The organism is Geodermatophilus saharensis (assembly GCF_900188205.1).
In the GTDB taxonomy this organism is placed as follows: Bacteria; Actinomycetota; Actinomycetes; order Mycobacteriales; family Geodermatophilaceae; genus Geodermatophilus; species Geodermatophilus saharensis.
The window spans coordinates 367,060-390,751 of record NZ_FZOH01000001.1; the positions used below are offsets into that span (position 1 = coordinate 367,060).

Here is a 23,692-nt window from a genome sequence, read left to right on the forward strand (position 1 = left end):
CCCGGCATGAGCACCGTCGCGACCCCCTCCGGGACCCGGCCCAGCCGCGGCCGGCTGACCGACCTGTTCACCGGCGGCGGGCGGTCCCGCCGCGTGCTGTGGCTGCTGCTCGGCGTCGTGCTGCTGGTCTCGATCGTGCGCGTCATCAGCGGCGAGCAGCAGCTGACCAGCTCCTCGACGATGGCCGCGGCGCTGTTGCTGGCCGTGCCGATCGGGCTGGCGGCGCTCGGCGGCCTGTTCTCCGAGCGCGCCGGCGTGGTCAACATCGGCCTCGACGGGATGATGACCCTGGGCACCTGGGGTGCCGGGTTCGCCGGCTACCAGTGGGGCTGGGGCGCCGCCGTCGTCGGCGGGCTGCTCTTCGGCGCCCTCGGCGGGCTGCTGCACGCGGTGGCCACGGTGACCTTCGGCGTCGACCACGTCGTCTCCGGCGTGGCGATCAACATCCTCGCCGCCGGGTTCGTGCGATTCCTCTCCGAGGCGCTCTACAGCGACAACCCGGCCGGCGGTGGCGTCACCCAGTCGCCCCCGGTCGACGGCACACCGCCGACGTTCTCGGTCCCGGTGCTCTCCTCCGGCCCGGACCTGCTCGGGTCGCTGGAGCGGCAGGGCTGGTTCCTGGTCAGCGACGTCGCCGGCATCCTGCGCGGGCTGACCAGCGGCATCGGCCTGCTCACGCTCATCGCGGTGCTGCTGGTCCCGGCGAGCTACCTGCTGCTGTGGCGCACCGCCTTCGGGCTGCGGCTGCGCTCCTGCGGCGAGAACCCGGCCGCCGCCGACTCCCTCGGCGTCCCGGTCTACCGGCTCAAGTACGTCGCGGTGGTCATCTCCGGCGCGCTGGCCGGCCTGGGCGGGGTGTTCCTCGTCTTCATCGCCGGCATCTACCGGGAGGGCCAGGTCAACGGGCGCGGGTTCATCGGCCTCGCGGCGCTGATCTTCGGCAACTGGCGGCCCGGCGGGCTGGCCGCGGGCGCCGGGCTGTTCGGGTTCACCGACGCGCTCCAGCTGCGCAGCCGGGCGGCCGTCGTCGCGCTGTTCCTGCTGGTCGCGATCCTGCTCGCGGTGCTCGCCCTGGTGCAGGCGCGGCGCGGGAACCTGCTCACGGCGGGCATCGCGGCCGTCGTCGCCGTGGCCGCGCTGGTCGCCTTCCTCACGGTCGAGGAGCTGCCGCCGGGCCTGGTCTCGTTCACGCCGCACCTGACCACGCTGCTGGTCCTGTCGCTGGCGTCCCAACGGCTGCGGATGCCCAAGGCCGACGGACTGGTCTACCGGAGAGGGGAGCACTAGATGGGGGAGAGGACGGTGGGGGTGGACGGCTCGGTCGACTGGGACGCGCTGCGCGGCGCGGCCCGGGAGGCCATGACGCACGCCTACGCGCCCTACTCGCGGTTCCCCGTGGGCGTGGCCGGGCTGGTCGACGACGGCCGGATGGTCACCGGCTGCAACGTCGAGAACGCCAGCTACGGGCTGGGCCTGTGCGCCGAGTGCGGCATGGTCAGCGACCTCGCCCGCACCGGCGGCGGCCGGCTGGTCGCGGTGGCCTGCGTCGGCGGGGACGGGCAGCCGCTGATGCCCTGCGGGCGCTGCCGGCAGCTGCTGTGGGAGCACGGGGGAGCCGACATGCTCATCGAGACCGTGTCGCTGGGCATCGTGCCCATGAGCGAGGTGCTGCCCGACGCCTTCGGCCCCGAGGACCTGGTCGCCGCGGCCGAGCGGGGACAGGGCTGATGGCGGTCTTCGACGCGATCGACGTACTGCGGGTCAAGCGCGACGGCGACCGGCTCACGCCCGAGCAGATCCGCTGGGTGATCGGCGCCTACACCGACGGGACGATCCCCGACGAGCAGATGAGCGCGCTGCTCATGGCGGTGTTCTTCCGCGGCATGGACGGCGACGAGCTCGCCGTCTGGACGCAGGCGATGATCGACTCCGGCGAGCGCAAGGACCTGTCCTCCCTGGGCCGGCCCACCGCCGACAAGCACTCCACCGGCGGGGTCGGCGACAAGATCACCCTGCCGCTGGCGCCGCTGGTCGCCGCGTGCGGCGTGGCGGTGCCGCAGCTGTCCGGCCGCGGGCTGGGGCACACCGGCGGCACGCTGGACAAGCTCGAGTCGATCCCCGGCTGGCGCGCCGACGTGCACGAGGAGGCCTACCTCCGCCAGCTGGCCGAGGTGGGCGCGGTCATCTGCGCGGCCGGGCACGACCTCGCGCCGGCCGACAAGAAGCTCTACGCGCTGCGCGACGTCACCGCGACGGTCGAGTCCATCCCGCTGATCGCCAGCTCGATCATGAGCAAGAAGATCGCCGAGGGCGCCGACGCGCTGGTGCTCGACGTCAAGACCGGGTCGGGCGCGTTCATGAAGGACCCGGAGTCCTCCCGCGAGCTGGCCCGCACGATGGTCGGGCTGGGGGAGGCGGCGGGGGTCACCACGGTGGCCCTGGTGACGGCGATGGACCGGCCGCTGGGCCGCACCGCCGGCAACGCCGTCGAGGTGGCCGAGTCGGTGGAGGTGCTCGCCGGCGGCGGGCCGGCCGACGTCGTCGAGCTGACCCTCGCGCTGGCCCGGGAGATGCTCACCGGCGCCGGGCGCCCCGACGTCGACCCCGCCGACGCGCTGCGCGACGGCCGGGCGATGGACGTGTGGCGGCGGATGGTCACCGCGCAGGGCGGCGACCCCGACGCCCCGCTGCCGCAGCCGCTCGAGAAGCACGTGGTGACCGCCCCGGCCACGGGCACGCTGACCCGGCTCGACGCCTACGCCCTCGGCGTCGCCGCCTGGCGGCTGGGTGCCGGCCGCGCACGCAAGGAGGACCCGGTGTCGGCCGCGGCCGGCGTCACCTGGACGGCGGCGGTGGGGGAGCAGGTGACCGCGGGCCAGCCGCTGCTGGAGCTGCACACCGACGACCCCGCCCGCATCCCGCGGGCGCTGGCGGCGCTCGAGGGCGCCGTCGGCGTCGACACCGACGACGAGCCGCTCCCGCTGCTGCTCGACCGCATCTCGGCGTAGCGGCCCCTGTGTGCACTTCCGCGGAAGTGCACACAGGGGCGGTCGGCGCCGTCTCGCCACGGAGGAGGAGACTGGACCCCCGTGACGAGCACGTCCGCGCACGTCGTGGCCGACGACCGGCCGCACCCCGGTGACCCGCTCGACCCGGACGCCGCGATCTCCGTCCGCGGGCTGGTGAAGCGCTACGGCGACCGGGCCGCCGTCGACGGGCTGGACCTCGACATCCGGCGCGGGGAGATCTTCGCGCTGCTGGGTCCCAACGGCGCCGGCAAGACCACGACCGTCGAGATCCTCGAGGGCCACCGCTCGCGCGACGCCGGTGACGTGCGGGTGCTCGGCGTCGACCCGGCGCGCGGCGGTCGGCGGTGGCGGGCCGACCTCGGCATCGTGCTGCAGTCCGGCGGCGGGGACAGCCAGCTGTCGGTGCGCGAGCAGCTGCAGGCCCGCGCGTCCTACTACGCCGACCCGCGCGACCCCGCCGAGGTGCTCGAGCTCGTGGGGCTCACCGCGCAGGCCGACGCCCGCGGCCGCGCCCTCTCCGGCGGTCAGCGGCGCCGCTTCGACGTCGCGCTGGGCATCGTCGGCCGCCCGCGGCTGCTCTTCCTCGACGAGCCGACCACCGGCTTCGACCCGGAGGCGCGGCGGCAGTTCTGGGCGATGGTGCGCTCGCTGCGCGACCTGGGCACCACGATGCTGCTCACCACCCACTACCTCGACGAGGCCGAGACGCTCGCCGACCGGGTCGGGGTGCTCGCCCACGGCCGGCTGGCGGAGGTCGCCGTCCCCGCCGCCCTGGGCGGCCGCGGCACCGCGCCGGCCGTGGTCAGCTGGACCGAGGACGGCGTCCGGCGCACCGCCGAGACCACCACGCCCACCGCCTTCGTGCAGGACCTCGCCGCCCGCTTCCCCGGCGAGGTGCCCGACCTCGCGGTCGGCCGGCCGACCCTGGAGGACGTGTACCTGAAGATGATCGGGGACCGCGCATGACGACGGCCGCGCCGGAGCGCCCCGCGCTGCCCTCGCCGGGCCGGGTGTACCGCACCCGCGCCGGGGTGGAGCTCAAGGAGTTCTTCCGGCAGCGGGAGTCGGTGGTCTTCACCCTCGTCTTCCCCGTCGTGCTGCTGCTCGCCCTCGGCGCGGTGCTCGACTACGACCTCGGCTCGGGCGTGGACTTCCCGCAGTACTTCATGGCCGGGGTGATCACCGCCGGGGTGGTGGGCTCGAGCCTGCAGAACATGGCGATCCACATCGCCGGGGAGCGCTCCGACGGGACGCTGAAGAGCCTCGCCGGCACGCCGATGCCCAAGAGCGCCTACTTCTTGGGCAAGGTCGTGCAGGTCCTCGCGGTCACCGCGGCGACGGTCGCCCTGCTGCTGCTGGTGGGCGTCGCCGTGTACGGCATCGACCTGCCCTCGGGCGTGGACTGGCTCACCTTCGCGTGGGTGACGGTGCTGGGCGCGGCCGCCTGCACGCTGCTGGGCATCGCCGTCTCCTCACTGGCCCGCAACGGCCGGTCGGCGTCGGCCACGGTCACCCCGATCGCGCTCGTCCTGGAGTTCGTGTCCGGGGTGTTCCTGCCCTTCGAGCAGGTGCCCGGCTGGCTGCAGGACCTCGCGTCGGTGTTCCCGGTCAAGTGGCTGGCCCAGGGGCTGCGCTCGGTGTTCCTGCCCGACGCCCTCGCCGCCTCCGAGCCCGCAGGGTCCTGGGAGCTCGGCCGCGTGGCGCTGGTCCTCGCCGCCTGGTGCGTGGCCGGGCTGGTGCTGTGCGTCCTGACCTTCCGCTGGCAGGACCGCGGCACGAGATAGCGTCTGCCGGTGCCCGCACCGCTCGACGTCGACGCCGTCCGCCGCGCCCCCAAGGTCCTCCTCCACGACCACCTCGACGGCGGGCTGCGGCCGCAGACGGTGCTCGAGCTCGCCGAGGAGAGCGGCTACCGCGACCTGCCCGCGGGCGACGCCGAGGCACTGGGCACCTGGTTCCGCCAGGCCGCCGACTCCGGCTCGCTGGTCCGCTACCTGGAGACCTTCGCGCACACCGTCGGTGTGATGCAGCGGCCCGAGGCGGTGCGCCGGGTGGCCCGCGAGTGCGCCCTCGACCTCGCCGCCGACGGCGTCGTGCACGCCGAGGTCCGCATGGCGCCGGAGCTGCTCACCGCGGGCGGCACCCCGATCGAGGAGGCGGTCGAGGCGATCCTCGACGGCTTCGCCCAGGGCAGCGCCGAGGCCGCCGCGGCCGGCACCCCGATCTCGGTCGGCGCGCTGCTGTGCGCCATGCGGCAGGCCGACCGGTGGGAGGAGGTCGCCGGCCTGGTGGTCCGGTACCGCGACGCCGGCGTCGTCGGCTTCGACCTGGCCGGCCCGGAGATCGGCTTCCCGCCCGACCGGATCCCGGCGGCCATCGCGCTGCTGGACCGCGCCGGGGCGCACCGCACCGTCCACGCCGGGGAGGCGGCCGGGATCGACAGCATCCGCGCCGCGCTCGACGGCGCCCACGCCGAGCGCCTGGGCCACGGTGTCCGCATCGCCGACGAGGTGCCGGGGGAGGGGCCGCTGGGTCCGCTGGCGCGGCGGGTGCTCGACGAGCAGGTGCCGTTGGAGGTGGCGCCGTCGTCGAACGTGCAGACCGGCGCCTACCCGTCGATCGCCGCGCACCCGGTCGGCCGGCTGCACCGGCTCGGGTTCGCCGTCACGGTCAACACCGACAACCGGCTGATGAGCGGGGTGTCGGTCACCGGCGAGCTGGCCGACGTCGCCGCCGCGCACGGCTGGGGCTGGGACGACGTGCAGACCGTCACCGAGCGCGCCCTGGCCGCGGCCTTCCTCGACGACGCCGAGCGCGCCCGGCTGCTCGACGACGTCGTCCGTCCGGGGTTCGCCGCGCTGCGCGGGTGAGCACGGCCACCACCGGCTCGCGGAACGGCCGGGGGACCTGCGCTGTTACCGTGGGTGTGCCGGCACTCGCCGGACATCCTCCCGGACGGTCCGTCCGGGCATGAGCGCATCCGTGCAGATCCGCCGCGTCGACGACGCCCGCGATCGCCAGTGAGGACGCCGACGCCGGCGCCCGCGCACGCCACGGGACGCGCCCGAGCAGTATCGGAGTCCCACACCCGCATGTCCTCGTTCGACCTCGTCGACGCCGTCGACACCCAGAACGACTCCCCGAACCACCCCCAGAACACCTCCGAGCCGGCCGCCCCGGCCTCCGCTCCGCAGGGCCCCGGCTTCGCGGAGCTCGGCCTGCCCCAGCAGCTGGTGACGGCGCTGGAGCGGCGCGGCATCCACGCGCCGTTCGCCATCCAGGCCACCGTCCTGCCCGACGCCCTCGCCGGCCGCGACGTGCTCGGCAAGGCCGCCACCGGGTCGGGCAAGACCCTCGCCTTCGGCCTGCCGCTGCTCGCCCGCCTGGGCATCACCGCCCGCCGCGGCCCGCGCGCGCCGCGGGCGCTGGTCCTGGTGCCCACCCGCGAGCTCGCCCAGCAGGTCTCCGACGCGCTGGCGCCGCTCGGCCAGGCGGTCGGCGTCCAGTTCGCCACCGTCTACGGCGGCGCCTCGATGGGCCGTCAGATCTCGCAGCTGCGCCGCGGCGTCGACGTCGTCGTCGCCACCCCCGGCCGGCTGCAGGACCTCATCGCCCAGGGCGAGGCCACCCTCGCCGACGTCGAGGTCAGCGTCATCGACGAGGCCGACTTCATGTCCGACCTCGGCTTCCTGCCGGTCGTGCAGGAGCTGCTCGACCAGACCCGCCCCGACGCCCAGCGGCTGCTGTTCTCGGCGACCCTGGACGGCGAGGTCGACGCGCTGGTCCGCCGCTACCTGACCGACCCGGCGCGGCACGAGGTCAAGCGCCCCGGCGACGACGCCCCGCCCGCCGAGCACCTGGCCTACAGCGTCGCCTTCCGCGACAAGGTGCCGGTGACCCAGGAGCTGGCCGCGCGACCCGGCCGCACGATCGTCTTCGCCCGCACGCAGCTCGGCGTCGACCGGCTCACCGAGAACCTGCGGGCCGCAGGCGTCAAGGCCGAGGCCATCCACGGCGGCCTGCCGCAGTCGGCCCGTCGCCGGGCGCTGGAGGAGTTCACCGACGCCCGCAGCCCCGTCCTGGTGGCCACCGACGTCGCCGCCCGCGGCATCCACGTCGACGACGTCTCGCTGGTGCTGCACTACGACCCGCCGGCCGACCACAAGACCTACCTGCACCGCTCGGGCCGCACCGCCCGCGCCGGTGCCGCCGGTGTGGTGGTGTCCCTGCTGCTGCCCGACCAGGTGGGCCAGGCCAAGCGGCGGTTCCGCCAGGCGAAGGTCGACCCGCAGGTCAGCCGCGTCCGGCCGGGCGACGCCCCGATCGCCGAGCTCGTCGCCAGCGGCGTGCCGGTCGAGCCGGTGGAGCGGCCCGCCCGCGAGTCGCGGCGCCCGCACGGCGGCCCCGGTGGCCGACGTCCGCGCCGGGACGGCGACCGCCCGCGCCGGCCCTACGGCGAGGGGAGCCGGCGCGAGGGCGACCGCGGCCGGCGCGAGGGTGACCGCCCGCGCCGTCCCGCCGGTGACCGCGACCGTTTCCGCGGCCCCGGCGAGCGCGGCGGCCGCGCCGACCGTCCGGCCCCCGCGCGCGACTGAGCAAGGACCTCCTGGCCCCCCACCCCTCGCTCCGCTCGGGCCGGGACCCTGCCAGGAGGCCGTTCCAGTAGCTCACCAGCGGCCGGTCCCGGTTCCCGGGGCCGGCCGCTGGGCTGTGCTGCGCACGGTCGTGCTCTGCACACGGGTGTGTGCAGAGCACGACCGTGCCCAGCGGAGGTGGGTCCTGCGGACGCTCGTGCTCTGCCCCCACGAGCGGGGCAGGGCACGACCGAGCGGCGGAGGCGGTGGCTCCCCGGCGGTGCGCCGAGCCTGGCACGGGCTCGGCGCGCGACCGTCAGTCCCGGAACACCAGGGCGCCGCTGACCTGCGCGACGACCTCGTCCCACGCGGCCCGCAGCGGGCCGGCGTCCTCCGCGCGCAGCGGCGTGCCCGGCTCCCGCTCGCCGATCGCGACGGCGCGGCCCAGCGGCGCGGACGGCGCGAGCAGCTCCTCGACCCGGGACAGGCCGGCGTACTCGGCGACGTCGCGGACGCCCTCCACCGGCTGGGCGAGGACGCCGTGGTCGACCAGTCCCGCCGCGCCGCCGGAGACCTCGGCGAGGAGCTCCCCGAGCTCGGTGAGGTCGTAGCGGTCCTGCTCGGCCGGCAGGGGCAGGGTGTCGGTGTCGGCGACCTCGGGCCACGACGCGATCTCGGTGAGGTCGTGCTCCTCGTCGCCGGCGAGGAACCGGGCGAGGTCGGCGGGTGTGTCGAACAGCCACACCTCGCCGTCGCGGCCGAGGAAGCGGGCGACGTCCTCGACGTAGCAGCGCAGTGTCACCCCGGCGCCGTCGGGGACCACCAGCTCCACCGGGAGGATCCCGACGGCCTCCCAGAACTCCGCCGCGGCGGCCACCGCCGCCGGCGTCGCGGTGATCCGGCTCCCGCCGCGGATGGTGCTCACCCCCGCGGTCGCCGCCTCCGCCGGCGCGGCCGCCGTGGACCCGGCGGCGGGCCGGTCGCCCGAGCCGTCGGAGCCCGGCGCCACGGTCTCCTGCGAGCCGACCGTGCCGACCGCGGTGGCCCCCGCCGGCGCGCCGTCCCTGGTGTCGTCCGCGGTGTCGTCCTCGTCGTCGAGGTCCTCGTCGTCGGCGACCGAGGGGTAGGCGTCGAGCGTGGTGGTGCCGGCGCCGGTCCAGTCCAGGTGACCCGACAGCTCCTCGAGGACGTCCTCCCACAGGTCGTCGAGCGCCCCGCCGACGCCGCCCCAGGCGTCCTCGCCCGAGCGGCCGACGAACGCCTCGACGCCCAGGCCCAGCGAGCCGATCTCCGGGCGGGCGACCAGCTCGGCCAGCGCGGGGAACTCGGTCTCGTCGTCGTCGAGGTCGGCGGCGTCGGTGTCCGCGTCGTCGGTGTCGGTGTCGGGCTCGACGACCCGCGAGCCCACCGTCGGGGCGTCGTCGACGCCGCCGGTGTCGAGGCACTCGGCCAGGCGGGAGACGATGTCGACCGTGGCGGCCAGCTCCTCGACCGCCCACCGGTCGGGGTTCTCGGCGGCGATGTCGTAGACGCCGTCGAGGTCGTAGCGGTGGTCGTCGTCGGGCGTGAGGTCCGCCGCGCCCAGCCCCGCCACCACCGGCCAGACCGGGTGGTCGGCGAGGTCGTGGTCGGTGGCCGTGCGGCAGAACGCGGCGAGCGCGGCCGGGGTGGGGAACAGGTGCACCGTGGCGGTGTCCCCCTCGGAGGTGCCGAGGAAGGCCTGCCACTCCTCGCCGTCCTCCTCCCACGGCGGCGCCCACAGGGTGTAGCCGGTGCGGTCGTCGAGGATGAGCGCGATGGGGACGATGCTGGGCCTGGCCACGGAGCCCATCCTGCCCGGCGCGGGCCGGCACCGCGTCCGTGGGTCAGACGCCCTTCGGGTGCCACACCGTCTTGGTCTCGAGGAACCGCGTCATCCGCGACGTACCCGGGTCGGCGGTCCAGTCCGGCTCCTCGGCCGGCGGGCGCAGCACCCGTTTGATGCTGCCGGCGGCCAGCCGCTCGAGCTCCAGCGCCCGGTCGGCCGGCGCGCCGGTGAGGTCGACGGCGTCGACGTCGTCGTGCTCGGCCAGCCACGGGCCGATCTCGCCGGCGTCGCCGGTGAGCAGGTTGACCACGCCCCCGGGGACGTCGCTGGTGGCCAGCACCTCGCCGAGCGTCACCGCCGGCAGCGGGCGCCGGTGGGACGTCACGACGACGGCGGTGTTGCCGCCGGCGAGGACCGGCGCCAGCACGCTCACCAGGCCCAGCAGGGAGGACCGCTGCGGGGCCAGCACCGCGACGACGCCGGTGGGCTCGGGCAGCGAGAAGTCGAAGAACGGCCCGGCGACCGGGTTGGCGCTGCCGAGGACCGCGGCGAGCTTGTCGGTCCACCCGGCGTACCAGACCCAGCGGTCGATGGCGGCGTCGACGACGGCCCGCGCCCGCCCGGAGGACAGCCCCTCCCCGGCGGCGACCTCCTCGCAGAACTGCGCGTGCCGGCCCTCCATCACCTCGGCCACCCGGTAGAGCACCTGGCCGCGGTTGTAGGCGGTGGCCCGCGACCACCTCCCGAACGCGGCCCGCGCGGCGACGACGGCGTCGCGGGCGTCCTTGCGGGAGGCCCACGCGGCGTTGGCGAGGAACGCCCCCCGGGCGTCGGCGACCTCGTAGGTGCGGCCGGACTCCGAGCGGGGGAAGGCCCCGTTCACGTACAGCTTGTAGGTCTTGCGGACCGCCAGACGGTCGCTCACCGGGCGCTCTCCTTCAGGTACGCGGCCAGCCCGTGGCGGCCGCCCTCGCGGCCGTAGCCGGACTGCTTGTAGCCGCCGAAGGGCGACGTCGGGTCGAACTGGTTGAACGTGTTCGCCCACACCACGCCGGCGCGCAGCCGGTCGGCGATCGCGAGGATCCGCGAGCCCTTCTCCGTCCAGATGCCGGCCGACAGCCCGTAGGTGGTGTTGTTGGCCTTGGCCACCGCCTCGTCCGGGGTGCGGAAGGTGAGCACCGACAGGACGGGGCCGAACACCTCGTCGCGGGCGATCCGGTGGGCGGGGGAGACGTCGGTGAACACCGTCGGCGGGAACCAGAAGCCGCGGTCGGGCAGCTCGCAGGCCGGCTGCCAGCGGTGCGCGCCCTCGGCCTCGCCGATCTCGGACAGCTCCCGGATGCGGGCGAGCTGCTCGGCGGAGTTGATCGCCCCGATGTCGGTGTTCTTGTCCAGCGGGTCGCCCACCCGCAGCGTGCCGATCCGCCGCTGCAGCGAGGCGATGACCTCGTCGTGGACGGACTCCTGCACCAGCAGCCGGGAGCCGGCGCAGCAGACGTGACCCTGGTTGAAGAAGATGCCGCGCACGATGCCCTCGACGGCCTGGTCGATCGGGGCGTCGTCGAAGACGATGTTGGCCGCCTTGCCGCCGAGCTCGAGGGTCAGCGCCTTGCGGGTGCCGGCCACGGCGCGGGCGATCGAGCGGCCCACCTCGGTGGAGCCGGTGAAGGCGACCTTGTCGACGTCGTCGTGCTCGACGACGGCCCGGCCGGTCTCGCCGGCGCCGGTGACGACGTTGACCACGCCGGGCGGCAGGTCGGCCTGCCGGCACACCTCGGCGAACAGCAGCGCGCTCAGCGGGGTGGTCTCGGCCGGCTTGAGGACGACGGTGTTGCCGGTGGCCAGCGCGGGGGCGACCTTCCACGCCAGCATCAGCAGCGGGAAGTTCCACGGGATGACCTGGCCGGCCACGCCGTGCGGGCGCGGGTCGGGACCCAGCCCCGCGTAGGAGAGCTTGTCGGCCCAGCCCGCGTGGTAGAAGAAGTGCGCCGCGGCCAGGGGGACGTCGACGTCGCGGGACTCCCGGATCGGCTTGCCGTTGTCCAGCGACTCCAGCACGGCGAACTCGCGTGCCCGCTCCTGCAGGATGCGGGCGATCCGGAACAGGTACTTGCCGCGGTCGGCCGGGCGCATCGGCCCCCACACGCGGGTGTGGGCGCGGCGGGCGGCCTTCACGGCCCGGTCGACGTCGGCCTCGGTGCCCACCGCGATCTCGCTGAGCACCTCCTCGGTGGCCGGGTTGACCGTCTTCATCGGCTCGCCGGAGCCGTCGACGAACTCGCCGTCGACGAACAGGCCGTAGGACGGCGCGATGTCGACGATCGACCGGGACTCGGGAGCGGGGGCGTACTCGAAGAGGCTGGTCATCAGTCCACCGATACGTGGTCGGGGCCGGAGTAGTGGCCGGTGCGCAGCTTCTGCCGCTGCTGGAGCAGGTCGTTGAGGAGGCTGGAGGCGCCGAGGCGGAACCAGTCGGGGGACAGCCAGTCGGCGCCGACGGTCTCGTTGACCAGCACCAGGTGCTTGACGGCGTCCTTGGTGGTGCGGATCCCGCCGGCGGGCTTGACGCCGACCTGGGTGCCGGTGGCGGCGCGGAAGTCGCGGACCGCCTCGAGCATCACCAGGCAGACCGGCAGCGTGGCCGCGGGGGAGATCTTGCCGGTGGAGGTCTTGATGAAGTCCGCCCCGGCGAGCATCGCCAGCCACGAGGCGCGGCGGGCGTTGTCGTAGGTGACCAGCTCGCCGGTCTCGAGGATGACCTTCAGGTGGGCGTCCCCGCAGGCCTCCTTCACCGCGACGATCTCCTCGAAGACCTCGAGGTAGCGGCCGGACAGGAACGCGCCCCGGTCGATGACCATGTCGATCTCGTCGGCACCGTTGCCCACGGCGTCGCGGACGTCGGCGAGCTTGACCGCCCGGCTGGCCCGGCCGCTGGGGAAGGCGGTGGCGACGGCGGCGACGTGGATGCCGGTGCCGGCCAGGGCCTCCCGCGCGACGCCGGCGAGGTCGCCGTAGACGCAGACGGCGGCGACCGCCGGGCAGGAGGGGTCGTCGGGGTCGGGACGGCGGGCCTTGGCGGCCAGCGAGCGGACCCTGCCGGGGGTGTCGGCGCCCTCGAGCGTGGTCAGGTCGACCATCGCGATCGCGGTGTCGATCGCCCACGCCTTGGCGGTGGTCTTGATCGAGCGCGTGCCGAGCGTGGCGGCGCGCTGCTCGGCCCCCACCTGGTCGACACCGGGCAGGCCGTGCAGGAAGGCGCGGAGGGCGGCGTCCGAGCGGGTCACGTCGTCGAACGGCGCCGCGGGCCCCGGGCCGGGCCGGGTCCCGGCCGCCAGCGTCCCGGGGTCGAGCACGTGGGTCATGCCGCCATTCTCCCTGTCCCGCCGGCCGGCCCGGGAGCGCGGTCGCCCCGAGGGGGTGGCCGCTTCCCGGCCGGGGCGCGGGAGCCGACCGATACGGTGGCGCCCGTGCAGCTGACCGTCGTCGACCACCCGCTCGCCCGCGCCCGACTGTCGCGGATGCGCGACGAGCGGACCGACAACGCCGCCTTCCGTGCGGCGCTGCGCGAGCTGACGCAGATGCTGGTCTACGAGGCCACCCGCGACCTGCAGCTGGCCGAGGAGGAGATCACCACCCCCGTCACCACCACGACGGGCTACCGGCTGGCCGCGCCGCCGCTGATCGTGCCGGTGCTGCGGGCGGGCCTGGGCATGGCCGACACCGCGCACGGGATGCTGCCGGAGTCGCAGATGGGCTTCGTCGGCCTGGCGCGCAACGAGGTGACCTTCCGGCCCGAGGCCTACATGGCCTCGCTGCCGGAGTCGCTGGTCGGCCGGCACGTGTTCGTCCTCGACCCGATGCTGGCCACCGGCGGGTCGCTGGTCGCCTGCTGCACGCTGCTCACCGACCGCGGCGCCACGGAGATCACGGTGCTGTGCGCGCTGGCCGCCCCTGCCGGGCTGCAGCGGCTGGAGGACAGCGGGCTGCCGCTGCGGGTGTACACCGCCAGCGTCGACGAGGGGCTCAACGACAAGGCCTACATCGTCCCCGGCCTCGGCGACGCCGGCGACCGCCAGTTCGGCGCCGTCTGACCGTGCGTTTCGGGGTCCTGGGCACCGGTCACTGGGCCCGCACCGTGCACGCCGCGGCGATCGCCGCCCACCCGACCGCCGAGCTCGTCGGCGTCTGGGGGCGCGACGCGGGGAAGGCCGCCGCGGTCGGCGCGGAGTTCGACGTCCCGGGCACCGACGACCTCGCCGCGCTGCTGGCGCGGGTCGACGCGGTCGCCGTCGCCGTGCCGCCGGACGTGCAGGTGTCCCTCGCCGAGCAGGCCGCGGCCGCCGGTCGGCACCTGCTGCTGGAGAAGCCGATCGGCCTGTCGACCGCCGACGCCGACCGGGTGGTGACCGCGGTGGCGGCCGCCGGGGTGGCCTCGGTGGTGTTCTTCACCTTCCGCTTCCAGGCCGCGACGACGACGTGGCTGGCGCAGGCCGCCCGCACCCGGCTGGCCGGCGGCGCGGCGTCGTGGCTGTCGGCGCTGGCCGGGAGCCCGTTCGACTCCGCCTGGCGCCGGCAGCACGGGGCGCTGTGGGACATCGGGCCGCACGCGCTGTCGCTGCTGGTGCCGGCGCTGGGGCCGGTCGTGTCGGTGCAGGCCGGGGCGGGCGCCGGGGACACCGTGCACCTGGTCCTGCAGCACGCCACCCCCGGCGTGGCCTCGACGGTCACCCTGTCGCACACCGTGGCGCCGCTGGCGACGGGCATCGAGTTCTCGGTGCACGGCGACGCCGGCCGGCTGGTGCTGCTGCCCGACACCGAGAGCGCGGTGGAGTCGCTGTCGGCGGCGGTCGACGAGCTGACTGCGGCGGCCCTCACCGGCGGCACCCACCCGTGCGACGTCGGGTTCGGCCGTGAGGTGGTCCGCGTCCTCGAGACGGCCTCGCGCGCCCTGGCCTCCGGCTGCCGGGAGTCCGTGCCGGCCTGACGTCGCAGGTCGGCCTGCAGTCGCCCGCAAGGGCGGGGCAAGTGCCGGCCGCCAGAGTCGCTCCCGACGACACCCAGCGCCCCGGGACCGGGGCCGGACAGGGAGCAACGGACATGAGCGAGTACTCGTACCCCGGCCGCGGCGGCACCCGGACGCCGGATGCCGGCAGCTGGTACGTCCGCCGCGGGCGGATCGACCGGCGCACCTACTGGCTGCACTACGCGCTGCCGCTGTGGGCCGCGAGCGTCGCGGCCGTCTGGGCCGACATCGCCCTCGGGACCGCCTGGTACAGCGGGTCCTACGGCTACGACGGCTACTACTCCTACAGCGCCGAGGCCAGCTTCTCCGGCGGCCCGATCACGCTGCTGGTCTCGCTGCTGCTCTTCGCGCCCTCGATCAGCGCGGCGGTGACCCGGCTGCACGACACCGGGCGCTCGGGGTGGTTCCTGCTCTGGGGTCTGGTGCCCATCGCCGGCCCGATCGTGCTGTTCGTCGTCGTGGGCTGCCTCGCCGGCGACCCCGGCCGCAACCAGTACGACGGCGCCGTCCGGCCGGCCCGGCGGGAGCCGCAGCTCGCGACCTGGTGAACCCGGTTGACCCGGGCGCCGCGTCGAGAGCGCAGTCGTGGTCGCAGACCCGCGCGGACACGCCGCGGTGAGCGACCACGACCGCACACTCGGCGGGGCTCAGCAGCCGAGGGCGGCGGCCAGCTCCTCCAGCGAGCCGACCGACAGGTCGGCGTGCGGGTCGGTGGCCGGCGGCACGGGGTCCCCGCCGAACTCGGCGGGCCGGTGCACGTAGGCCGTCGCCAGCCCCCGGGCCCGCGCGGCGGCGAGGTCGTCGGTGTGCGCGGCGACCAGGCACACCCGCGACGGCGGCAGCGCGAGCAGCCGCGGCGCGGAGTCGTAGACCTGCGGGTCGGGCTTGTAGTGGCCGGCGACCTCGGCACCGAGCACCAGGTCCCACGGCAGCCCGCCCCGCCGCGCCAGGTCGACCAGCAGCCGCACGCCGCCGTTGGACAGCGGCGCGAGGACGAACCGCCGCCGCAGCCGGGTCAGCCCGGGCACCGCGTCGGGCCACGGGTCGAGCCGGTGCCAGGCCAGCACCAGCTCGCCGGCGACGTCGTCGGGCACGGGGCCCGCGCCGACCTCGGCCAGCGCCTCCGGCAGCGACTCGCGGTGCAGCGCGTCGAGGGGGACGAACGGCCGCTCGCCGCCGCGCACCCGCTGCATCGACGGCTCGTACCGCGCCCGCCAGGCGTCGGCGAAGGCGGCCGCGTCGACGCCGGGTCCCAGCAGCCGGGCCGCCTCGCGGGCCACGCCGGCGCGCCAGTCGACGACGGTGCCGAAGACGTCGAAGACCAGCGCGCCGACGTCCACCGCTACAGCCCCAGCGCGTGCGCCATCTCGCCGCGCAGCTGGTCGAGCTCGTCCTCGCCGCGGCCGCGGGCGGCGATCACGCCGGCGTCGTCGTGCACCGGGACGACGGTCTCCAGGTACGCCTTGAGCTTCGGCTCGGTGCCGCTGGGCCGCACGACGACCCGGACGCCGTCGCCGAGCAGCCGGACGGCGTCGACCGGCGGGTCCTCGTGCAGCAGGTCGGCGGCGGTGACCTCGCGCCCGAGCAGCCGCCGCGGCGGGTCGGCCCGCAGCCGGGCCATGGCGTCGCTGATCAGCGAGAGGTCCTCGACCCGCGCCGAGAGCTGGCCGGTGGCGAACAGCCCGTGCTCGATCGCGAGCTCGTCGAGCCGGTCGACGAGCGTGCGCCCGGTGGCCTTGAGCTCGGCGGTGAGCAGCGCGACGGCCAGGGCGGCGGAGATGCCGTCCTTGTCGCGGGCGACGTCGGGGGTGACCGCGTAGCCCAGGGCCTCCTCGTAGCCGAAGACCAGCGGCTCGGCGTCGGTGCCCGCGCGGATGATCCACTTGAACCCGGTCGGGGTCTCGGCGAACCGCACGCCGTGGGCCTGGGTCAGCGCGTGCAGCAGCGAGCCGCTGACCAGCGAGGCCGCGTACGTGCCGCGCACGCCGCGGCGCAGCAGCCAGTCACCGAGCAGCGCGCCGACCTCGTCGCCGGTGAGCTGCCGGCCGTCGCAGACCACCGAGCAGCGGTCGGCGTCGGGGTCCTGGGCGATCGCGACGGTGGCCCCGACGCGGGAGGACAGGTCCTGCAGCAGGTCGACCGCGCCGGGCTCCTCCGGGTTGGGGAAGGCCACCGTCGGGAACCCCGGGTCGGGGGCGTCCTGATCGGGCACGCTCACCAGGGGCGCGAACCCGGCGGCGGCGAACACCGCCCGCGTCGTGGCCGCGCCGACGCCGTGCATCGCGGTGTAGGCCACCGTGACCCCCTGCCGCACGATGGCCGGCACCTGCGCGGGGTCCAGCGCCCGCACCACCGCCGCCACGTAGTCGGCCTCCACGTCGTCGCCGAGGGTGACCCACTCGTCGGACGTCGGCACCTCCCGGGCCGGGCCGACCGCGGCGATGGCGGCCTCGATCTCCCGGTCGGCCGGCGGCACCAGCTGGGCGCCGTCGGCGAGGTAGACCTTGTAGCCGTTGTCCTCCGGCGGGTTGTGGCTGGCGGTGACCATGACGCCGGCCACGCAGCCTCGCGACCGGACCGCCGAGGACAGCACCGGCGTGGGCAGCGGCCGCGGCAGCACCTGCACGGCGAAACCGGCGGCGGCCAGCACCGCGGCGGTGACGCGCGCGAACTCGTCGGAGCGGCGCCGGGCGTCGAAGCCGACGACGACGCCGCCGCGGCCGAAGCCGGCGTCGGTGAGCCACGCGCCGAGCCCGGCGGCGGCCCGGGTGACGACGGCGGCGTTCATGCCGGCCGGCCCGGCGCGCAGCGGGCCGCGCAGGCCGGCGGTGCCGAAGGCCAGCGGCCCGGCGAAGCGGCGCTCGAGCTCGGCGGTGTCGCCGGCCGCGACGAGCGCCTCGATCTCGGCGCGGTCGCCGGGGTGGGGGTCGGCGGCGGCCCAGGCACGGGCCCGGTCGAGCAGCGCGTCGGCGGCGCTCACGACCGCGCCCCGGCGATCTCGGCGTCGAAGCGGGGGAGGGTGAACTCGCCGCCCACCCGCCGGTGCACGGGATCGGCCGGGTCCGGCTCGCCGTGCGCCGCCACCAGCGCCGCGGCGAACCCCTCGGCGTCGTCGGCCGGCTCGTAGCCCAGCGCGCGGGCGGCGGTCAGGTCCCACCAGCCGCGGGTGTTGGCCGACACGCCCCACACGACGCGGAAGCCGGGGGAGGGCGCGCTGAGCGCGGCGTGGACGAGGGAGACGGCGTCGCGCGGGGAGAGCCAGGTGGCCAGCGCCCGCAGGCTCGGGGGCTCGGGGGCCTGGGTGCCGATCCGCAGGCAGACGACATCGAGGCCGTACCGGTCGGCGTAGAGCGCGCCCAGCGCCTCCCCGGCCACCTTCGAGACGCCGTAGTAGGTGTCGGGCCGTGGCGGGGTGGCGTCCTCGCGCAGCGGACCCGACGCCGGCCGCTCGGTGAACCCGGTGGCGTGGTTGCTGCTGGCCAGCACCACCCGGCCCACGCCCGCGCGGCGCGCGGACTCCAGCACGCAGTAGGTGCCCTCGACGTTGGCGTGCGAGACCGCGGCCCAGGTGGACTCGGTGGAGACGCCGGCCAGGTGGACGACGGCGGCGGCCCCCCGCGCGGCGGCGGTCGTGGCGTCGAGGTCGGTGACGTCCGCGACGACGGTCTCCTCGCCCGCCCGCGGCGCGGCCACCTCGGCCGTGTCGAGGCTGCGCACCGCCCAGCCCCGCTCGGGCAACCCCGCGCGCAGCACCGTCCCGATCTGCCCCGCGGCGCCGGTCAGCAGGACCGGACCGGTCACGGCAGCCGCCCGGTCAGCTCCACCAGGTACTCGCCCAGCCGGCTGGCCGCGGCCTTGCCGGCGGCGAGCACCTCCTGGTGGTCGAGCTCCTCCCCGGTGACGCCGGCCGCCGCGTTGGTGACCAGGGACAGGCCCACCACGTCCATGCCCGCGGCGCGGGCGGCGATGGCCTCCAGAGCCGTGGACATGCCGACGAGGTCGGCGCCCAGGGTGCGCAGCATCCGGATCTCCGCCGGCGTCTCGTAGTGCGGGCCGGGCAGCGCCGCGTACACGCCCTCGGTCAGCTGCGGGTCCACGGAGCGGGCCAGCTCGCGCAGGCGCGCGGAGTACAGGTCGGTGAGGTCGACGAAGGTCGCGCCCACCAGCGGCGAGCGGGCGGTGAGGTTGAGGTGGTCGCTGATCAGCACCGCCTGGCCGACGCGGTGGTCGGGGGACAGGCCGCCGGCGGCGTTGGTGAGGACGACGGTGCGCACGCCGGCCGCAGCCGCGGTGCGCACCCCGTGCACGACCGGGTCGACGCCGCGGCCCTCGTAGAGGTGCGTGCGGCCGAGGAAGAGCAGTACCCGGCGGGAGCCGACGCGCACCGAGCGCACCTCGCCGCCGTGACCGACCGCGGTGGGGGCGGCGAACCCGGGCAGCTGGGCCATCTCGACGGACCCGACCGGGGTGCCGAAGGCCTCCGCCGCCGGAGCCCACCCCGATCCCATGACGACGGCGACGTCGTGCAGGCCACCGAGCGCGGACTGCAGGTCGTCGGCCGCGATGCGGGCGAGGAACGAGGGGTCGGGACCGGGAGCGCGATCGTTCACCCGGCGACGCTAACCCAGGACCCCGGCCCGTCCCGCGCCCGCGGCGGCGGTGGCCGCCCTGACCCGCCGACCCACCCGTCCCAGCCGTCCCCGGCCGCGTGTCGGCCCCGGACGGCGGGGCGGCGGCCCCCGACCATGGGCCGGTGCAGCGAGCGGTCATCGACGGCGTCCCGGTGTTCACCGCCGGCGGGCGGGAGCGGACCACGGCGGCGCTGGTCTTCGGCGTGGGCCTGCGCGACGAGACGTTCGCGACCATCGAGGTCACCCACCTCGTCGAGCACCTGGCGATGGCCGCGCTGCCCCGCACGCACCTGCGCTGCAACGCCGTCACCGACGTCGACAGCACCGCCTTCTTCGCCACCGGCCGGCCCCAGGCGGTCGGCGCCTTCCTGGAGGGCGTCTGCCGGGCGCTGGCCGACCTGCCCACCGACCGGCTGGCCGCGGAGGCCGGCGTCCTGCAGGCCGAGGGCTGCGGGTCGACGTCGTCCACCGTCAGCGCGCTGTGGGCCGCTCGCTACGGGCTCACCGGCCCGGGGCTGACGGTGTCGGCCGGGCCGGGGCCGCACCACCTGACCGAGGACGCCGTCCGTGCCCACGCCGCCCGCTGGTTCGTCCGCGGCAACGCCGCCCTGTGGTGCCACGGGCCGCTGCCGGCGGGGCTGCGGCTGCCGCTGCCGGCCGGACCGCGCCCGCCGCGCCGGCTGCCGGTGCCGCGCCCGCAGGACGGGCCGGTGTGGACCCGCACCGACGCCCCCGGCGTCGGCCTGCTGCTGGCCACCGACACCCCCGCCGACGCCGCCCTCGCCGTCGGCGTGCAGGTCGTCGGGGAGCGGCTGCGCGACCGTGCCCGCCACGGCCGCGGGCTCTCCTACCGCGTCGACTCGCTGACCCTCGACCTGGCCGCCGACCGGCGCGAGGTGGCGCTCGTCGTCGACGCCCGCGCCGGCCACGACGCCGAGGTCGCCGACCTGGTGTGGCGCACCTTCGCCGAGCTGTGCGCCGACGGCCCGACGCCGGAGGAGGTCGGCCACGCCGTCGCCGGGCTGGAGGCCGAGCTCGACGAGGAGGACGCCGCCGGCGCCGAGCTCGCCGACGCCGCCTACTGCGCGGCGACCGGGCTGCCGTTCCGCCCCGCCGCCGCGACGCTGGCCGCCTGGCGCGCGGTGACCCCCGCCGACGCCACGGCCGCGCTGCGCCGGGCGGAGCCGACCGCCGTCCTCGCCGTGCCCGACACCGCCTCCTGGGACGGCCCGGCCGGCGTGGCCCGCCGGCCGCTGTGCGGCACGCTGCCGGAGCTGCCCGAGGGCACGCTGTTCCGCCCGCCGCTGCACCGGCGGCTGCTCGACCCCGCCGCCCGGGTGGCGCTGGTCGTCTCCCGTGAGGGCCTGGCCCACCGCGACGCCGACGGCGACGTGCACGGCGTCCCGTGGTCGCGGGTCGAGGCGCTGGTGCCCACCGACGAGGGCCGGGGCCTCACCGTGGTCAGCCGCGACCTGTGCTGCGTGCACGTGCACCCCGACCGCTACGGCCCCCGGGCGGTCGCCGCGGTGCTGGAGCGGGCCCCGGCCGGCACCCTGCTCGGCCGGCCCGCGAGCGAGGCGCCGGAGTACGCCGCGGTGTGACAGGCCGCCCCACCGCCGCCGCCCGGGACGGTGGGGCGGCAGCTCGGGGACGGGGTCCGGCCCCGCCGTCACGGGGACGGCGGAGCCGGGTCCGGCCGGGCGGCCCGTGCTCAGGCCGACGGGGTGGCGCACGCCGGCTGGGACAGCAGGTACCGCTCGTAGGAGTCGGGGAACAGCTGCACACCGTCGGGGCCGGTGCCCGGCCAGTCGTCGACCTGGCCGAGCAGGGCGGAGCAGGTCGGGGTGCGGTCGTCCAGCGCGGCCGGGTCGGCCAGCGCCGTCGAGGCGGTCAGGGCGGTGACGGCGGCGACGGCGGCGACGGCGGTGGTGACGGTGGTGGTGACCACGGCGGTGCGGACGCGGGTGCGGGTCGGGCGGCGGGTGTTCACGGCGGTACCTCCGGGTGCGGCGCCGGGCGGGTCCCGGCGACGGGACCAGGGCAGCGGGAGGCGGTTGCGGGAGCGGCCGCGAGCGGTTGCGGTCCGGTTGCGGTGGACCGGCCGACCGGCGTGATCCTCCCTACACTCACCGGCGTGCAGATCCCGTTCGCCTCCTCGGCGCGCTCCAGCCTCGGCGTGGAGTGGGAGCTGCAGCTCGTCGACCGGCAGAGCCGGGAGCTCAGCGCGGGCGCGATCGAGGTCCTCGAGGAGATCCGGCCCGACGGCGAGGACGAGCACCCGAAGGCCAAGCACGAGCTGCTCCAGTCGACCGTGGAGGTCATCACCGGGGTCTGCACCACGGTCGGGGAGGCGAAGGCCGACCTCGCCGCCACGGTGGCCGAGGTCGCCGCCGCGGCCGACCGGCGCGGGCTGGGCCTGCTGTGCGCCGGCACCCACCCGTTCACCGACTGGCAGACCCAGTTGATCTCGCCCAAGGAGCGCTACCTGCAGCTGGTCGAGCGGATGCAGTGGCTGGCGCGGCGGCTGCAGATCTTCGGCGTCCACGTGCACGTCGGCGTCCGCTCGCCGGACAAGGCGATGCCGATCGTCACCGCGCTCACCCAGTACGTGCCGCACTTCCTGGCGCTGTCGGCGTCCTCGCCGTTCTGGGTCGGCTGCGACACCGGCCTGGCCTCCGCGCGCAGCAAGGTCTTCGAGGGCATGCCGACGGCGGGGCTGCCCATGCAGCTGCCCGACTGGCCCGGCTTCGAGCACTACATGGAGACGCTGATCACCACCGGCGCCATCGAGAGCGTCCGCGAGGTCTGGTGGGACATCCGCCCGCACCCGGGCTTCGGCACGGTGGAGCTGCGCATCTGCGACGGGCTGCCGACCCTCGAGGAGGTCGGCGTGGTCGCCGCGCTGTCGCAGTGCCTGGTCGAGCAGTTCGACGGCCAGCTCGACCGCGGCTACACCCTTCCCACCCCGCCGGAGTGGGTGCTGCGGGAGAACAAGTGGCGCGCCGCCCGCTACGGCCTGGACGCCGACGTCATCGTCGACGAGAAGGGCACGGTGCGGCCGGTGCGGCAGGCGCTGCTCGACCTCGCCGAGGACCTCGCGCCCACCGCGCGGCGGCTGGGCTGTGAGGGCGAGCTGGCCGGCGTCGAGCGGGTGCTCGCCGTCGGCGCCTCCTACCAGCGGCAGCGGGCGGCGGCGCTGGCGTCCGACGGCGACCTGCGCGCCGTCGTCGACGGGCTGCTCGCCGAGCTCCGCGACGGCCTGCCCGCCGCCGGCCCCGCCTCCGGTCCGGAGGGTCCCGTGCCCGGCCCGTCGGCGTGCGCCGGCGGGCACGCCGCATGACCCGCGACCCCGAGGAGCTGGCCGCAGGACTCGACGCCTGGGTGGCCGAGCGCCTGGACTCCCTCGTCGGCGTGCGCCGGCACCTGCACGCCCACCCGGAGCTGGCCTTCGCCGAGGTCGAGACGACGGCCTACCTGGAGCAGCGGCTGGTCGAGGCGGGACTGCTGCCGCGCCGGCTGCCCAGCGGCACGGGCTTGGTGGTCGAGGTCGGCTCGGGCGACCCGGCGGTGGTGCTGCGCGCCGACATCGACGCGCTGCCGCTGGCCGACCTCAAGGACGTCCCCTACGCCTCCACCCGCGAGGGCGCGTGCCACGCCTGCGGCCACGACGTGCACACCACCGTGCTGCTCGGTGCGGCGCTGGCGCTGAACGCGCTCGACGAGCTGCCCGGGACGGTCCGCTGCGTGTTCCAGCCCGCCGAGGAGACCGTGCCCGGTGGCGCCACCCACGTGGTGGCCGCCGGTGTCCTCGACGGCGCGTCGCGGGCCTTCGCGCTGCACTGCGACCCGGCGATCCCGGCCGGCACGGTGGGCCTGCGCACCGGCTCGATCACCGCCGCCTGCGACCGGGTCGACGTCACGCTCACCGGACCCGGCGGGCACACCGCGCGGCCGCAGCTGACCGTCGACCTCGTCGACGCCCTCGGCCGGCTGATCACCGACCTGCCCGGGCTGCTGTCGCGCCAGGTCGACCCGCGAGCCGGCTTCTCGCTGGTGTGGGGCGCGGTCAACGCCGGCGTCGCGCCCAACGCCATCCCGCAGCGCGGCACGCTGCGCGGCACCGTCCGGGTGCTCGACCGCGAGCAGTGGAAGAGCGCCGAGCCGCTGCTGCGCCGGCTCGTCGAGCAGGTCGTCGCCCCCACCGGCGCGCGGGTCGACGTCGAGTACGTGCCCGGGGTGCCGCCGGTGGTCAACGACCCGCGGACCGTGGCGCTGCTGCGCGCGGCGGCGCTGCAGACCGTCGGCGCGGACAACGTCCGCCTGTCGCCGCAGAGCATGGGCGGGGAGGACTTCGGCTGGTTCGCCGACGTCCTGCCGATCGCCCTGGCGCGGCTGGGGACGAACGGCGGCGGCGACCCGCTCGACCTGCACCGCGGCACCTTCGACGTCGACGAGCGCGCCATCGGCGTGGGTGTGCGGCTGCTGGTGCGCACCGCGCTGCACGCCCTGACCGCCGCGGCCGGCACGTCCGGGCACGCCGCCGGTGCACCCACCGCCGCCCACCCCGCGCGCCCGCGGCGTGGCGAGCGCCGGTAGAACGGTCCCCGACGAGGAGCCGACGCCGGGGG

General features: G+C 76.3%; 22 protein-coding genes. 13 read left to right on the top strand and 9 right to left on the bottom strand.

All coding sequences use genetic code 11. The features are described 5' to 3' along the window. Positions 1 to 6: 6 nt before the first annotated feature. The 7 genes from CHC04_RS01835 to CHC04_RS01865 all read left to right on the top strand — a co-directional run bounded on the left by CHC04_RS01835 (position 7) and on the right by CHC04_RS01865 (position 7,624). Positions 7 to 1,287, top strand: a complete 1,281-nt coding sequence (locus CHC04_RS01835) for an ABC transporter permease (RefSeq protein ID WP_089402178.1) — start codon at positions 7 to 9, stop codon at positions 1,285 to 1,287. A gap of 21 nt (positions 1,288 to 1,308) precedes the next feature. Then, positions 1,309 to 1,728 carry a cytidine deaminase gene (locus CHC04_RS01840; protein WP_281252179.1) on the top strand — a complete coding sequence of 140 codons (420 nt, stop codon included), beginning with the start codon at positions 1,309 to 1,311 and terminating at the stop codon, positions 1,726 to 1,728. Next, complete coding sequence (locus CHC04_RS01845; protein ID WP_089402180.1) at positions 1,728 to 3,008, top strand: thymidine phosphorylase; 1,281 nt, start codon at positions 1,728 to 1,730, stop codon at positions 3,006 to 3,008. The genes CHC04_RS01840 and CHC04_RS01845 overlap by 1 nt, the downstream gene beginning before the upstream one ends. Positions 3,009 to 3,089: 81 nt before the next feature. Further along, positions 3,090 to 3,995 (top strand): ABC transporter ATP-binding protein, encoded by a 906-nt coding sequence (locus tag CHC04_RS01850; protein ID WP_089402181.1) that lies wholly within the window; start codon positions 3,090 to 3,092, stop codon positions 3,993 to 3,995. After that, complete coding sequence (locus CHC04_RS01855) at positions 3,992 to 4,813, top strand: ABC transporter permease (RefSeq protein ID WP_089402182.1); 822 nt, start codon at positions 3,992 to 3,994, stop codon at positions 4,811 to 4,813. The genes CHC04_RS01850 and CHC04_RS01855 overlap by 4 nt, the downstream gene beginning before the upstream one ends. Positions 4,814 to 4,822: 9 nt before the next feature. Then, positions 4,823 to 5,899, top strand: a complete 1,077-nt coding sequence (locus CHC04_RS01860; protein ID WP_089402183.1) for an adenosine deaminase — start codon at positions 4,823 to 4,825, stop codon at positions 5,897 to 5,899. Positions 5,900 to 6,121: 222 nt separating this feature from the next. Further along, the gene (locus tag CHC04_RS01865; RefSeq protein WP_089402184.1) at positions 6,122 to 7,624 is read left to right on the top strand and encodes a DEAD/DEAH box helicase; all 1,503 of its coding nucleotides are present in this window, start codon (positions 6,122 to 6,124) and stop codon (positions 7,622 to 7,624) included. Positions 7,625 to 7,919: 295 nt separating this feature from the next. Here the strand turns inward: CHC04_RS01865 and CHC04_RS01870 are convergent, their stop codons facing one another. From CHC04_RS01870 to deoC, 4 genes are read right to left on the bottom strand one after another with little or no spacing between them, the layout of a single operon-like run. Then, positions 7,920 to 9,425, bottom strand: a complete 1,506-nt coding sequence (locus CHC04_RS01870; RefSeq protein WP_089402185.1) for a hypothetical protein — start codon at positions 9,423 to 9,425, stop codon at positions 7,920 to 7,922. Positions 9,426 to 9,468: 43 nt separating this feature from the next. Then, positions 9,469 to 10,335, bottom strand: coding sequence for an aldehyde dehydrogenase family protein (locus CHC04_RS01875; protein WP_089402186.1), 867 nt, complete (start codon positions 10,333 to 10,335; stop codon positions 9,469 to 9,471). Then, positions 10,332 to 11,777: an aldehyde dehydrogenase family protein gene (locus tag CHC04_RS01880; protein ID WP_089402187.1), complete on the bottom strand. Its 1,446-nt coding sequence runs from the start codon at positions 11,775 to 11,777 to the stop codon at positions 10,332 to 10,334. Before CHC04_RS01880 ends, CHC04_RS01875 begins: the two co-directional genes overlap by 4 nt. Further along, on the bottom strand, positions 11,777 to 12,772 hold the full coding sequence (deoC, locus tag CHC04_RS01885) for a deoxyribose-phosphate aldolase (RefSeq protein ID WP_089402188.1): 996 nt from the start codon (positions 12,770 to 12,772) through the stop codon (positions 11,777 to 11,779). The genes CHC04_RS01880 and deoC overlap by 1 nt, the downstream gene beginning before the upstream one ends. A gap of 105 nt (positions 12,773 to 12,877) precedes the next feature. Between deoC and upp the strand changes: the two genes are divergently transcribed. From upp to CHC04_RS01900, 3 genes are all read left to right on the top strand, one after another. Beyond that, positions 12,878 to 13,501 (top strand): uracil phosphoribosyltransferase, encoded by a 624-nt coding sequence (gene upp / locus CHC04_RS01890; RefSeq protein WP_089402622.1) that lies wholly within the window; start codon positions 12,878 to 12,880, stop codon positions 13,499 to 13,501. A 2-nt stretch (positions 13,502 to 13,503) separates the two neighbouring features. Beyond that, entirely contained in the window at positions 13,504 to 14,394 is an 891-nt protein-coding gene (locus CHC04_RS01895; protein ID WP_089402189.1) for a Gfo/Idh/MocA family protein, read from the top strand. Between the two features lie 113 nt (positions 14,395 to 14,507). After that, the gene (locus CHC04_RS01900) at positions 14,508 to 14,981 is read left to right on the top strand and encodes a DUF805 domain-containing protein (RefSeq protein WP_089402190.1); all 474 of its coding nucleotides are present in this window, start codon (positions 14,508 to 14,510) and stop codon (positions 14,979 to 14,981) included. A 99-nt stretch (positions 14,982 to 15,080) separates the two neighbouring features. On the opposite strand, the gene CHC04_RS01905 is transcribed toward CHC04_RS01900, so the two are convergent. From CHC04_RS01905 to CHC04_RS01920, 4 genes are read right to left on the bottom strand one after another with little or no spacing between them, the layout of a single operon-like run. Continuing rightward, entirely contained in the window at positions 15,081 to 15,773 is a 693-nt protein-coding gene (locus CHC04_RS01905; RefSeq protein ID WP_089402191.1) for a haloacid dehalogenase type II, read from the bottom strand. Between the two features lie 2 nt (positions 15,774 to 15,775). Beyond that, positions 15,776 to 17,413 carry a phospho-sugar mutase gene (locus CHC04_RS01910; RefSeq protein WP_245816915.1) on the bottom strand — a complete coding sequence of 546 codons (1,638 nt, stop codon included), beginning with the start codon at positions 17,411 to 17,413 and terminating at the stop codon, positions 15,776 to 15,778. Then, positions 17,410 to 18,234: an NAD-dependent epimerase/dehydratase family protein gene (locus tag CHC04_RS01915; RefSeq protein ID WP_089402192.1), complete on the bottom strand. Its 825-nt coding sequence runs from the start codon at positions 18,232 to 18,234 to the stop codon at positions 17,410 to 17,412. Before CHC04_RS01915 ends, CHC04_RS01910 begins: the two co-directional genes overlap by 4 nt. Then, positions 18,231 to 19,043, bottom strand: coding sequence for a purine-nucleoside phosphorylase (locus CHC04_RS01920; protein WP_176449794.1), 813 nt, complete (start codon positions 19,041 to 19,043; stop codon positions 18,231 to 18,233). The genes CHC04_RS01915 and CHC04_RS01920 overlap by 4 nt, the downstream gene beginning before the upstream one ends. 143 nt (positions 19,044 to 19,186) lie before the next feature. Between CHC04_RS01920 and CHC04_RS01925 the strand changes: the two genes are divergently transcribed. Continuing rightward, positions 19,187 to 20,665, top strand: coding sequence for a peptidase M16 family protein (locus CHC04_RS01925; RefSeq protein ID WP_089402193.1), 1,479 nt, complete (start codon positions 19,187 to 19,189; stop codon positions 20,663 to 20,665). A gap of 110 nt (positions 20,666 to 20,775) precedes the next feature. On the opposite strand, the gene CHC04_RS01930 is transcribed toward CHC04_RS01925, so the two are convergent. After that, entirely contained in the window at positions 20,776 to 21,054 is a 279-nt protein-coding gene (locus CHC04_RS01930) for a hypothetical protein (protein WP_089402194.1), read from the bottom strand. A 144-nt stretch (positions 21,055 to 21,198) separates the two neighbouring features. Here CHC04_RS01930 and CHC04_RS01935 point away from each other — a divergent pair, with 144 nt between their 5' ends. Both CHC04_RS01935 and CHC04_RS01940 read left to right on the top strand, forming a co-directional pair. Then, a complete protein-coding gene (locus CHC04_RS01935) occupies positions 21,199 to 22,404 on the top strand; it encodes a glutamate--cysteine ligase (RefSeq protein WP_089402625.1) in 1,206 nt (401 codons plus the stop codon). Next, positions 22,401 to 23,660, top strand: coding sequence for an amidohydrolase (locus tag CHC04_RS01940; protein ID WP_089402626.1), 1,260 nt, complete (start codon positions 22,401 to 22,403; stop codon positions 23,658 to 23,660). The genes CHC04_RS01935 and CHC04_RS01940 overlap by 4 nt, the downstream gene beginning before the upstream one ends. The last annotated feature ends 32 nt before the right edge of the window (positions 23,661 to 23,692 follow it).